Raw genomic sequence first — 12,634 nt, forward strand, 5'->3', positions numbered from 1 at the left:
CTCGGGGTCCCGAGGAGGCGCTTGGAGGTATTAACAATGTGGAAGGCTGACCTTGGAATAGGTTTTTCGCTGCTTTGTGTTTCAGTGTTTCTTCTAATCCAGGCAATGGAATTGCCCAGAAGTCATGTGGGGATAAGCCCGGGTTTGTTTCCCAGTATCGCTTTTCTGGGTCTCATTATTCTGAATCTGGCTCTGGTATTCAGGAGTTGGAGAAAAAAAGCTGAGAAAAAAGAGGTTCCCGCTTCTTTGGGTCTTAACTTAAGAAGTTTGGGCAAAATAGCTTTGTTTGCAGCTTTTGCCTGGTTGTATATCACACTCTTGCGTCCTCTGGGGTTTGTATACGCATCGAGCATTTTTTTCTGGATGATTTTTATCCTTGCCGGTGTTGAGCAATGGGGGAAAGCACTGCTTTTTTCTTTCCTCTCCAGTGTTCTGGTGTATTTGATTTTTTATCGGATTTTCATGGTAGTCTTGCCTCGGCCGAATTGGCCTATCCCTCATCCCTTTTGAATAGATTTGGAGGTAGAGAATGGACATTATTCAGGTAAGTCTCTGGCAGGGATTGAAAGAAATTCTCGACCCTCAAATCCTTTTGTACATTTTTGGAGGAGTGGTATTCGGATTTGTGGTTGGTGCTTTACCCGGTCTTTCTGCTTCAACGGGGATCATTCTCTTTCTACCACTTGCTTATCAAATCCCGGCTGCAGAAGCAATCATGGTCATGCTCGGTATATATGGAGGTACTATGTTTGCTGGTTCCATACCAGCCATTTTAATTCGCACACCTGGCACACCCTCTGCTGCTGCTACTACGCTTGACGGATATCCTATGGCCCAGAAAGGGGAAGCAGGCCTTGCTCTTTCGACATCTGCCATCGCATCTTTTGTGGGAAGCTTACTCAGTGCGATAGCCCTTTTTTTGGTAGCTCCACAACTTGCACGCATAGCGCTCAAGTTTGGACCACCGGAATTCTTCGCTCTGGTTGTTTTCGGTCTTACGGTTATTGCTGGGGTAACCGGTAAAGATGCATTGAAAGGCTTGATTGCTGCCCTTCTGGGGCTTTTTCTGGGAACGATTGGCATGGACCCTGTGATGGGTTATGCTCGCTTTAATTTTGGTTCCTATGCCCTCCAAGGAGGGTTGCCTCTTTTACCAGTGATGATCGGTCTTTTTGCGGTATCTCAAGTTTTGAGGGATATAGAAAGAGCAGGGGAGAAATACCAAGTAACCAGTATGATAAACCGCGTCTGGTTGCTTCCAGAGCAGCTGAAAAGGGTTTTTAAGGCTTCCCTGTTTGGTTCGGCCCTGGGAGTAGGAATTGGTGCAATCCCGGGCATTGGAGGTTCTATAGCTACCTTCGTGGCTTATGGTCAGTACCGTAAACTGTCTAAATACGGAGAGGAGTTTGGTAACGGGGTTATTGAAGGAGTTGCTGTTCCAGAGGCAGCCAACAACGCTACAACTGGTGGAGCCCTTATTCCTCTTTTAACGCTGGGTATTCCTGGGGACATCGTAACTGCAGTGATGCTGGGAATTTTAATTCTTTTTGGAGTTCGTCCTGGTCCTATGTTGTTCCGGGAACAACCAGAACTGGTAGGGAAGCTTTTTGCCTCAATGTTTGTGATTGCTTTTTCTATTTTGGGATTAGGTTTGCTCGGTGCACGTTTTTCTCCCTTGATACTCCGCATTCCCAAAAGAATTCTTTCGCCTTTAGTACTTCTTTTGTGTGTAGTTGGGGCTTATGCGGTGAGTTCCAGTGCTTTTGGTATTGCAGTGGCTCTGGTTTTTGGAGTGGCAGGTTATTTCATGGAAAAATTTGGTTTTCCGGTGGCACCATTGCTCATCAGCATGATTCTTGGCCCCATTGCCGAAGGAGAGCTTGGCAGAAGCCTTTTGATTTCAAGGGGAGATTGGTCAATACTGGTTACTCGTCCCATTTCTCTCGGGTTCTTAATTCTGGCAGGTTTGTCGCTGGTTTTTGCTTTTCGCAAAAGAACTTGAAAAGGGGTGAGAAGTTTGGTGAATCAGGATGGAACTTCTTCTGTAACGCTTGAAATCCAGGAAAAGCTGAGGCGCCTTCGTACCGTGATGGAAAACAGGAACCTACAAGCACTGCTTTTAAAAAGACATGTCAACTTCAGCTGGCTTACTGCTGGCGGTACCAATGTGCTGTGTATGGCACAGGATGGTGGTGTAAGCAGCATTCTGGTTACCCATGATAAAAGCTATGTTATAGCCAGCAATATCGAGGTTCCCCGTATGCGCGAGGAAGAAAAGGTTACCGAAAAGGGATTTGAGATAGTAGAGTATTCTTGGTACGAAGGTGATGAGATGAAAGTTGTGCAGGAAATTTGTGGGCAAGGTCGTATTGGTTGTGATATGCCTTTTGAAGGTGCTCAAAATATTGCCTCAGAAATCAATCGCTGCCGTTACCAGCTTTTAGAGCCTGAAAAGGAGCGATATTTGTGGTTGGGCAGGGAGGTTTCTTGGCTGCTTGAGGAGGTACTTTGTAGTGTTCACCCTGGCCTTCTTGAATCTGAAATAGCGGCGGGAATTGCCTTTAAGCTCTGGGAAAAAAGGATTGAACCCATTGGATTTCAGGTGGCTGCAGATGAGCGTGCCTACCAGTTTCGGCATCCAGTGGCTTTCCAGAATCCAGTTAGGAAACTTCTTCTGGCAAGCGTGATGGCCAGGTATGCTGGTTTGGTGACTACAGTCACCCGCATGGTGCATTTTGGAACTCCTTCTCAAGAATTCTTAAAACAGTATCGGGACAATGTGCGTATCGAATGCGAAATGATTGCTCTTTCAAAGCCTGGAAACCCGGCTTTGCTTCCACTTAAAAGGGCGGTGGAGCTTTATGAACAGTTTGGTTATCAGGGGGAATGGAAGTATCATCATCAAGGGGGTGCAATGGGCTATTTGCCTCGGGATTATCGGGTGGATTTTAACTGTAAAGAAATTATTCTTGAAAACCAGGCTTTTTGCTGGAATCCATCTATTGCTGGTACCAAATCGGAGGACGGTTTTATAGCTACTTCTTCCGGTCCTTTGTTTATAACCTATCCTGTGCGTTTTCCAGTGTTAAGCGTTGAAGTGTCGGGTTTTTCCTTTAAACGTCCGGATTTGTTAATACTTTGAGGAGGATAGGCAATGGGTAATGAAGGGATAGGTGTGGCGATTGTAGGCTATGGACTTGCTGCCTCGCTTCATGCTCAGGCTTTAGTCCAGCTTGAGAATGCGCAATTGGTGGCTATAGTGGGTAGAAACCTTGAAAAGGCTTCCCAGTTGGCGAGCCGTTTTGGGGTAAAAGCTCTATCTCTTGAGGAGGCGCTCAAAAGAGAGGACATTCAAGCTTTTATTGTCACAACCCCTACGGGTACGCATCTTGACGTAGTTAAGGAAATTGTTCCTTATGGTAAGCACCTTCTGGTGGAAAAACCTCTGGAAAGCAATCTGGAGCGGACTGATGAGTTGATTCGGGTTTGTAACGAGGCAGGAGTTATTCTGGGGGCAGTTTTTCAGCATCGTTATGATGACGCCTCTTTGAGGTTGAGGGAATACATGGAAAAGGGTCTTTTGGGAAAGCCGGTGATGGGCAGCGCCTATGTTAAGTGGTATCGACCCCAGGAATACTATGATGCTCGTTCCTGGCGAAAGAGTGTGGAAGCTTCTGGTGGTGGCGCACTGGCTATTCAGGCTTCGCATAGTATAGACCTTTTGCTCTGGTTTATGGGCGAAGTGGCCAGAGTGTGTAGCTTCATGGACACCTTAGTTCATACCGGAATAGAGGTTGAGGATGTGGCGGTGGTTTCGATTGCTTTCAGGAATGGTGCTTTGGGAAGCGTGGAGGCTAGCACGGCTACCTATCCCGGTTTTGCAGAGAGGCTGGAATTGCATTTCGAAAAAGGTAGCGCAATAATCGAGGGAGGTAAAATCGTCTATCTTAAAACCTCTTCTGATGAAATACCCGACGTAGAACGAGGAGAAAGCGGTTTGTCTGGAGCGAGCGATCCTGCTCATGTAGATTTAGAGCCTTTTGTAAGAATGTTGAGAGACTTTGTTAATGCCCTTCGCGAAGGTCGCAATCCGCCACTGAATGGACGAGAGGGTCGAAAAGCAGTGGAACTTATTGAAGCGGCACGCAGGTCTGCTTTGGAATCCAGGGTGGTGGAGCTGCCTCTTTGAGTGTGAGGTAACCCTGAAACAGGGTGTAAAGTAATATTTTTTCGAAGTTTTGATATATCAGATACGATATATCAAGGGTGCAAAGCACCCAAAAAATAAAAACTTAGAGTTAAAGGAGGGAGTAGCGTGTTTGTGAGGACATCACTAAGGTGTTTGCTGTTTGTGCTGTGTTTTGTGTTGCTTTTGGGAGCAGCTTCTTTTGCTTTTGGAGAAGTTGTGCTCAAAGCGGGGAGTCCTTTCAAAGAAGGTCATATTTTGGTAGAAGCAGCAACAAAATTTAAAGAGTTGCTCGAAGAACGCAGTGGAGGAAGGCTGCAAGTGGAACTTCAAATAGCGCAGGCTTCAGAAGAGGACGTTAATACCCAGTGCGCGGAAGGCACAATTGACCTCCAGTTCACAGGAGGAAGACCAGTTGAAGTATTCGCACCTCAATACTTTTTCTTTAATGCACCCTATGTGATTAAGGATTACGACCATTTTTTGAGGGTGTGGAATGGCCATTTAGGCGAAGAGGCCAAAAAGCTGGTGCTTCAAAATGGCAATATGCTCTGTTTGGGCACGGTATATCGTGGTTTCAGACAGATGACCTCTCTTAAACCAATCAGAAGACCCGAAGATTTGATTGGATTGAAATTGCGCCTTCCAGTAGTTAAAACCTGGATTGCAGTGTGGGAGTCCTTAGGGGTGGAGCCAGTTCCTGTTCCTCTTCCAGAGCTATACCAGGCGCTTAAGGAAGGAAAAGCCGAGGCTTCTGAGGGAGATCTTCCCCAGATATATTCTTTCAAGCTCTATGAAGTGCAAAAGTATCTGGGTATTACCAATCATCTGGTTGGTGTAGGATGGGTAACAATGAACAAGAATTCTATGGAAAAACTTTCCCCTGAAGACCAGGAGCTGGTACGAAATTGCATCGCGGAGGCTTGCCAGTGGGCTACAGAGAAAATCAAAAGCGGTGAAGATGAATTACTTGCAAAATTACGGGAGCTGGGCATGGAAGTGATTTATCCTGACGCAGATGCCATAAGAGAAAAAGCCAAACCGGCAATTGAAAAACTGTTTGCTGTTGAGTGGCCGGTTACCACCTGGGAAGAGGTGCTTGCTCAATAAAAATTATTCAAACAACTATCTGGAGAGAGGGTTTAACCCTCTCTCCAGATAGGGCTCAGTTTGTACCTTCTTTTTTTCTGGAGCTTTCTATGTATTCGAGGATTTCCGAAGCTGGTGTAAGTACAAGCGTATCGTTTTCGGTTATGCCTTGCTCATACATTTCCAGCGTTTTCAAAAAGGCGAAAAATTCGGGGTCGTTTCCAAAGGCTGCAGCGTAAATTCGCAATGCCTGGGCTTCGCCTTCTCCTTTTATAATCTGAGCTTGTTTTTGAGCTTCAGCAATAATCAGAGCCCGTTCCTTGTCGGCCTGAGCTCTTATTTTGGTGGCTTCTTCCTGTCCTTCAGAGCGGTACTGCTTGGCCTGGCGTTCGCGTTCAGCCTTCATGCGCTCAAAAACGGCTTCTTCATTTTGTTTGGGTAAATCGGCTCTTTTAATGCGCACGTCTACTATCTCTATTCCAAAGTTTTTCGCTTTTTGACTGGCTCTTCTGGTTACTGTATCCATGATTTCTCCTCTTTCCGTAGCTACCACGTCTATCAGGTCTACTTTACCTATTTCGGTTCGCAATTCCGAGTAAACTAAGTCATCAATACGAACAACTGCCTCCGATTCACTCACCACAGTTTGCAAGAAAAGGAGGGGGTTTTCAATCCTCCAACGCACATAATTGTCAACTACTAAGGTTTTTTTATCTCTGGTAATGACTTCTTCAGGAGGCGAATCGTACTCAAGAAGGCGCTTGTCAAACTTATATACCGTCTGAATGGGGTAAGGAAGCTTTAAATGTAAGCCGCTCTCTTTGACCACTTTAACAGGTTTTCCGAGCTGCAAGAGCACCCCTTGCTCGGTTTCGTCTAAGGTATACCAGGGTCTGACAAGCACTACGATAATGAGCCCTATGATTGCAATGATGATTCTACCCAAAAGCTTTCTTCTCGCCATTTGACTAATCCATTCCTTCGCCAGTAAGAGGAAGGAATTTCAGTACTTCACCTTCCTCGGTTTTGCTATCAAATATGAATTTTTTAACTTTAGGCCAGATTTTCTGAAGAGTTTCGAGATAAATTCTTTTTCTGGTAATTTCAGGAGCATGTTGATATTCCCTGAGTACTTTAAGGAAGCGTTCTGTTTCTCCTTCCGCTGCTTTGACAGTACTTTCTTTAAAGGCTTCTGCTTCACGGAGTAGTTTTTCGGCTTCACCACGGGCTTGGGGAATGATTTCGTTGCGATAGGCTTCGGCCTGGTTGATAAAACGTACCCGGTCTTCCCGAGCACTGGCCACGTCTTTAAAGGCAGAGATAACTGGTTGTGGTGGCTGTACGTCCTGGAGCTGTACTCCGATGACCTGTATTCCACACTGGTATTTGTCGAGGATTTCCTGGAGGAGGGTTTTAACCTCTTCCTGGACTTCAGAACGCCCTGTGGTTAGCACGTCATCAATAGGTTTTTTCCCCACAATTTCACGCATTGCCGATTCTGCCGCACTTTTTACTGCGTTTTCCGGGTCTTTAACTTGGAAAAGATAAAGGTAAGGATCAGAAATACGGTATTGGACAATAAACTGGCAATCTACAATGTTTTCGTCTCCAGTGAGCATTAGTGATTCCTGGGGAAAAAGCTGATATCGGGGAGGTGGTCCAGGAGAAATGGTTCTGAAACCTATTTCGGCCCTACGCACTTCCGTTATTTTGGGTTTCTGCAGGGTTTCGAAAGGATAAGGTAGTTTGTAGTGAATGCCCGGGGGTGTTTTTCTGGTAAACTGCCCGAAGGTTTTTATCATTCCTACTTCGTCCGGGCCAACTATGTATATCCCACTCAAAAAATAAATCGCAATGATGATGAGAACGGTAAAGTATCCCAGACGCTTCAGAAAGCGCAATAACCTCGAGTCGTAGATGTTTATTACTTTGCGTTCGAAATCTTCATCAAACATCTTTTTTATACTAACCCAATTGGTTGTGAATGACAAGGGTTTTTTAATTCTTTCTTGCAGAAAGGAGATAAAGACAGTTGGTTTTGAAAGCATCGAATTCAAGGGTATAAAGTTTTGTTTTTCTGATACAATATAGGCGATGTTTGCTTGAGGGGGGCGATTTTTTTGACGCCGAGAGAAAGAGCTTTACGCGCTTTAGAGCATAAAGTTCCTGACCGTATCCCTTTAGATTTGGGAAGTACTAACTGTACTACCATGACCAGAGTTGCCTATGAAAACCTCAAGTCCTACCTGGGTATTGAGGGTGAAACCCGTTTGATGATGGAAAATTTTCAGATTGTTTTCATAGATGAGGCAGTGCTTGAATATTTCCAGATCGATACTCGTGGCGTACATCCGCAGCCAGTATTTCAGAAGACCATTATTGACGAGCGAACTTACAAGAATGAGTTTGGTATAGTCTATCGCATGCCGGAGAATGGATTATATTACGATATGGTTGAACACCCTTTAGCTGGGAAAAGCCTTGAAGAGCTTGAGGATTATCCCTGGCCAGATCCTGCAAAGAGCATGAATCTTGAAGGCTTGAGAGAAAAAACTCAAAAGATGTATGAGGAAGGCAAATACCTCCTGGTGGGAGACATGATCGATACCGGGATTTTCGAGCCCTGCTGGTATCTAAGGGGATTTGAGAATTTTCTTGTAGATCTTTTAATTAACAAAGATTTTGCCCTCAAGCTTATGGAGGGGATGTACAATTACCAGCTTAACCGCTACTCTCTCTTCCTTAAAGAAGTTGGGGAGTTTTTGGATGTGATTTTTGTCGGCGACGATCTGGCCACTGCTGAAAACGTCATTATGAGTCCTGAAACCTACCGTGAGCTTATTAAGCCTTTTCATAAGGAATACTTTCGCCAGCTAAAAAAACTTGCTCCTCGGGCGAAGCTTCTCTATCATTCTTGTGGAAGTATCTTGCAGTTTATACCCGATTTGATTGAAATCGGCGTAGATATTCTGAATCCGGTTCAGGTTTCTGCGCAGGGTATGGAACCGGCGATATTAAAAGAAAGGTTCGGTAGGGAACTATCTTTTTGGGGAGCAATTGACACTACTTTTGTACTTCCTCGGGGTACCAGGGAGGAGGTACGTCAGGAAGTACGTACCAGAATTGACCAGTTGGGTCCTGAGGGGTATGTGCTTACTTCGGTGCACGATATTCAACCTGATGTTCCCCCTGAAAACGTGATAGCCATGTTTGAAGAAGCCAGAGCATATGGCTGCTTTTCGGTAAAGGAGCTTTGACCACGGTTAATGAATTTCTTTGGGGAAGTTGCCGAGGAAAAAGAAGCAATAAGTACTTTAAGATTACTGGTACATCTTAAAAAAAAGGTTAGTTCGCTGTCTCCTTCGGAAGTTATTCTGTTGGGTTATGCAGGTGTAATCTTTTTGGGGGCACTTCTTTTGTCTTTACCTTTTATGGTTGCTCCCGGCAATCATCTTTCTTTTGTAGACGCTCTATTTACTTCTACTTCAGCCGTTTGTGTGACTGGTCTTGTTGTGGTTGACACCGCGACTTTTTTCTCTTTCTGGGGACAGCTGACCATTCTGATTTTGTTGCAGATTGGTGGTTTGGGTTACATGACCATGACGACCCTGGTTGCCGTGGCTTTGGGGAGACGTGTTGAATATCGGGACCGTCTGGCAATCAGAGATTCTCTGGCTCTGGATACCCCGGGAGGCGTGGTTCGCTTTGTCCTTTTAATCGTGAAATACACTTTGTTGATTGAAGGCTTGGGTTTTGTGTTTCTTTTGATGAGGTTTTTGAAATATTTTCCGTTTCCTCGGGCGCTGTTTGCTGCTCTGTTTCATGCGGTATCGGCATTCTGCAATGCAGGGTTTTCAGTTTTTACAAATAGCTTAGAAAGCTTTGTTGAGGACCCTTTTGTAAATCTGACGGTTGCTGGTTTAATCGTGCTGGGAGGGATTGGCTTTATGGTTCTCAAAGAGCTTTCCGAAAGAAGGCGGGTTACCTCCCTGCATGCTCGAGTGGTGGTACGTATGACAACTTTGCTCATTGCCATTGGTTTTCTGGGCTTTTTGCTCTTGGAATGGAATGGAGTTTTGAGAGATCTTTCTCTAAGTGGAAAATTGCTGGCAGCGCTTTTCCAGTCCATAACACCTCGCACGGCTGGTTTCAATACGGTTCCCATTTCAAATGTGAGTGCGGCGACCGCGCTGCTACTCATGGTGTTGATGTTTATTGGTGCTTCTCCAGGTGGCACAGGTGGTGGTATAAAAACCACCACTTTTGCAATCCTCCTGGGTACGGTAAAAAGTGTGATTCGCCAGGAAGACCGGGTAGAGCTTTTGCATCGTAAGGTAGCGCAGCTCACTGTGTACAAAGCCTTTGTCTTTTTCTTTCTTGCTATACTTCTTGTTGTCGGAGCAACTTTCGTCCTGCTTATTATTCAGCCAAATAATCCAATAGACATTGTTTTTGAGGTTTTTTCAGCTTTTGGTACAGTAGGGCTTTCTCGGGGTATTACTCCACATCTTTTGACTCTTTCCAAAATGCTGATTATTCTTATTATGTACGTGGGCAGAGTAGGGCTTTTCACGCTGCTCATGTACCGACCAGGACGCGATATTAAGGGTTTGATAAGCTATCCTGAAGAGAGAATTCCAATTTAGGAGGTTTTTGCTTTGTTTTCCAAAGTTTTGATTGCCAATCGCGGAGAAATTGCTCTGAGAGTTACCCGAGCCTGTCGAGAGTTAGGGCTTAAGACGGTGGGAATTTTTTCCGACTCCGACGCTAACCTTTTGCATTTGCGCTTTGTGGATCAAAAGGTGGCTCTTGGTGGTAATAGCCCTTTGGAAAGTTACCTCAACATAGACAAAGTAGTTGAAGCCTGTCTTTTAACCCGTGCTGATGCAGTGCATCCTGGATATGGTTTTTTATCCGAAAATGCCCTTTTTGCACAAAAACTGCAGGAGAATAACATAGTTTTCATTGGTCCTTCGGTAGATGTTTTGAGAACCATGAAGAACAAGTTGCTTACCAAAAAAATTTTGCATCAGGCTGGTATACCAGTGGTTCCCGGTTCTCTGGAACCACTACATAGCGAAGAAGAAGCTCTGAGCGTTGCTCGAGAACTGGGGTTTCCGGTTTTGCTAAAAGCTTGCTTGGGGGGTGGTGGAAGGGGTATTAGAGTGGTTGCTTCGGAGAAAGAATTGAAAGATGCTTTTCGGAGTGCTTCTCGTGAGGCCAAGATGGCCTTTGGGAGTTCTGATCTGTACCTTGAGAAGCAGATTGAACGTGCTCGCCACATTGAGGTGCAAATTCTTGCCGATAACTTTGGCAATGTGGTGCATCTTGGGGAAAGAGAATGTTCTTTGCAGAGAAAACGTCAAAAAGTGCTTGAAGAAGCGCCTGCGCATTTTCTGGATGCTGGTTTGCGAAGTGAAATTTTGAAGTGTGCAGTTAAGGCAGCACAAGCCCTTAATTATACTACTTGCGGGACTCTGGAGTTTCTGGTTACTGAAGATGGGAATTTCTATTTCATGGAGCTTAACGCCCGTATTCAGGTAGAGCATCCGGTTACCGAGATGATCACGGGTGTGGATATCGTTCGGGAACAGATTAAAGCGGCAAGTGGCGAAAAACTTCCTTTTAACCAGGAGGATATCGCCTTCCGGGGGCATGCGATCGAAATGCGGATCAACGCAGAGGATCCTTTCCGCAATTTTACCCCTTCGCCAGGTCGCATAACCAGGTTTGAAATACCTCGTGGTCCGGGTATTCGAGTGGATTCGCATTGCTACTCTGGGTATGTGGTACCACCTTACTATGATTCTTTAATCGCCAAACTCATCGTCTGGGATGAAAATCGGGATTTTGCCTTACGGCGTTCCTATGAAGCCTTGCATTCTTTCTTTGTAGAGGGTATATCTACCACTATTCCTTTCCACTTGAGAATTTTACAAAACGAGGATTTTGTCAGAGGCTGTTTTCACACCCGTTTTATAGAGGAAGATTTCGTTATGGAATGACCAAAAGCTATGGAGGAGATATGGTATGAGGGTTAAAACTTTTCCTAAAGGGGTGCATCCTCCCCGTACTTTCAAGGAACTAACGGCTTCCAGTGCAATTCGGACTATTGAACCCCCAGCAAAAGTGGTTCTTCCCTTGATACAGCATACTGGAGCTCCCCTCTCTCCACTAGTTAAAAAGGGTGATCGGGTAAAAAAGGGACAAAAGATAGCGGATGTTGAAGCTTTTGTAAGTGCGCCTTTGCATGCTTCGGTAAGTGGTGTGGTAAGCGCGATTGTTGATTGGCCACATCCCACGCGGGGAGTTTTCAAGGCGATCGTTATAGAAAGGGATGGCGAGGAAGAGGAACGTGGGAAGCTTTTATCTGTAGAAAGAATTGAAGATTTAGAGCCGGATTTTTTGCGAAGGTGGATTCGCGAAGGAGGCATAGTTGGTCTGGGGGGAGCAGCTTTTCCGACCCATGTTAAAGTTTCTCCTCCTCAGGGGAAAACGATTGAGTATTTGATCCTTAATGGTGCTGAGTGCGAACCGTATCTTACCTGTGACCATCGGGTGATGCTGGAACGACCGGAAGAAATCCTTATCGGGTTGCGCATTCTGGCTCGTGCCTGTGGGGCCAAAGCTGCCTTTATAGGGATTGAGGAGAATAAACCTGATTGTATTCAGCTCTTTGAGGAAAAAGTGAAGCAACTCACTATTCCCACCACAGTGGTTCCTCTGGCTACCAAGTATCCTCAGGGTTCTGAAAAACACCTGATTCTGGCTATTTTGGGTCGTGAAGTTCCACCGGGTGGCCTTCCTCTCGATGTGGGAGTGGTGGTGAATAATGTTCAAACTGCTTGGGCGTTGGGGAGAATGGCACTTGAAGGAATGCCACTTGTAGAGAGGGTAATTACTGTCAGTGGAGACTGTATAAAGGAACGCGGGAATTTTCTGGTTCCAATTGGAACCGTGCTTGAGGAATTGATAGAGTTTTGCGGTGGGTTTACAGAACCTCCTCGCAAGGTTATTATGGGAGGACCCATGATGGGTATCGCTCAGGTTTCTCTTGCGGTGCCGGTTATCAAGGGTACTTCGGGTTTTCTTTTCATGAGAGAATTTCGATCTTTCAGGGAATATTCCTGCATCCGCTGTGGAAGATGTGTCAATCACTGTCCTATGAACCTTGTTCCCAGCCAGTTGGCTCGGCTTTCTGAGTTTGGTGCCTTTGAGGAAGCAGAGAGGTTCAGGGTTATGGATTGCATCGAGTGCGGAGTGTGTGCCTATGTTTGTCCAGCTGGTATACCCATAACGCATCGCATTAAGGTTGCCAAGGCGGAAATAATTCGCAGGTCGAGGAAGGGAGGAAAGTGA

At 45.4% G+C, this 12,634-nt stretch carries 11 protein-coding genes; 9 read left to right on the plus strand and 2 right to left on the minus strand.

All coding sequences use genetic code 11. The features are described from left to right. Positions 1–36: 36 nt before the first annotated feature. The 5 genes from QBE54_RS02100 (at position 37) to QBE54_RS02120 (ending at position 5,296) form a co-directional block, all read left to right on the plus strand. Positions 37–510: a tripartite tricarboxylate transporter TctB family protein gene (locus QBE54_RS02100; protein WP_369018709.1), complete on the plus strand. Its 474-nt coding sequence runs from the start codon at positions 37–39 to the stop codon at positions 508–510. 19 nt (positions 511–529) lie between these two features. Beyond that, positions 530–2,002 carry a tripartite tricarboxylate transporter permease gene (locus QBE54_RS02105; protein ID WP_369018710.1) on the plus strand — a complete coding sequence of 491 codons (1,473 nt, stop codon included), beginning with the start codon at positions 530–532 and terminating at the stop codon, positions 2,000–2,002. Between the two features lie 18 nt (positions 2,003–2,020). Further along, positions 2,021–3,142 carry a M24 family metallopeptidase gene (locus tag QBE54_RS02110; protein WP_369018711.1) on the plus strand — a complete coding sequence of 374 codons (1,122 nt, stop codon included), beginning with the start codon at positions 2,021–2,023 and terminating at the stop codon, positions 3,140–3,142. A 12-nt stretch (positions 3,143–3,154) separates the two neighbouring features. Continuing rightward, positions 3,155–4,189: a Gfo/Idh/MocA family protein gene (locus QBE54_RS02115; protein WP_369018712.1), complete on the plus strand. Its 1,035-nt coding sequence runs from the start codon at positions 3,155–3,157 to the stop codon at positions 4,187–4,189. Positions 4,190–4,351: 162 nt separating this feature from the next. Further along, a complete protein-coding gene (locus QBE54_RS02120) occupies positions 4,352–5,296 on the plus strand; it encodes a TRAP transporter substrate-binding protein (protein ID WP_369018713.1) in 945 nt (314 codons plus the stop codon). A gap of 55 nt (positions 5,297–5,351) precedes the next feature. On the opposite strand, the gene hflC is transcribed toward QBE54_RS02120, so the two are convergent. Both hflC and hflK read right to left on the minus strand, forming a co-directional pair. Beyond that, a complete protein-coding gene (hflC, locus tag QBE54_RS02125) occupies positions 5,352–6,239 on the minus strand; it encodes a protease modulator HflC (protein WP_369018714.1) in 888 nt (295 codons plus the stop codon). A 4-nt stretch (positions 6,240–6,243) separates the two neighbouring features. Beyond that, positions 6,244–7,230 carry an FtsH protease activity modulator HflK gene (hflK, locus tag QBE54_RS02130; RefSeq protein ID WP_369018715.1) on the minus strand — a complete coding sequence of 329 codons (987 nt, stop codon included), beginning with the start codon at positions 7,228–7,230 and terminating at the stop codon, positions 6,244–6,246. A gap of 165 nt (positions 7,231–7,395) precedes the next feature. Between hflK and QBE54_RS02135 the strand changes: the two genes are divergently transcribed. The 4 genes from QBE54_RS02135 to rsxC are packed head-to-tail and all read left to right on the plus strand — an operon-like array spanning position 7,396 to position 12,634. Then, a complete protein-coding gene (locus QBE54_RS02135; protein ID WP_369018716.1) occupies positions 7,396–8,532 on the plus strand; it encodes a uroporphyrinogen decarboxylase family protein in 1,137 nt (378 codons plus the stop codon). Positions 8,533–8,541: 9 nt separating this feature from the next. Beyond that, positions 8,542–9,921 carry a TrkH family potassium uptake protein gene (locus QBE54_RS02140; protein WP_369018717.1) on the plus strand — a complete coding sequence of 460 codons (1,380 nt, stop codon included), beginning with the start codon at positions 8,542–8,544 and terminating at the stop codon, positions 9,919–9,921. Positions 9,922–9,933: 12 nt separating this feature from the next. Beyond that, positions 9,934–11,280 (plus strand): acetyl-CoA carboxylase biotin carboxylase subunit, encoded by a 1,347-nt coding sequence (gene accC, locus QBE54_RS02145; protein ID WP_369018718.1) that lies wholly within the window; start codon positions 9,934–9,936, stop codon positions 11,278–11,280. 25 nt (positions 11,281–11,305) lie between these two features. Continuing rightward, positions 11,306–12,634, plus strand: a complete 1,329-nt coding sequence (gene rsxC / locus QBE54_RS02150) for an electron transport complex subunit RsxC (protein WP_369018719.1) — start codon at positions 11,306–11,308, stop codon at positions 12,632–12,634.

The sequence above is a fragment of the Thermatribacter velox genome (genome assembly GCF_038396615.1).
Taxonomy (GTDB): Bacteria; Atribacterota; Atribacteria; order Atribacterales; family Thermatribacteraceae; genus Thermatribacter; species Thermatribacter velox.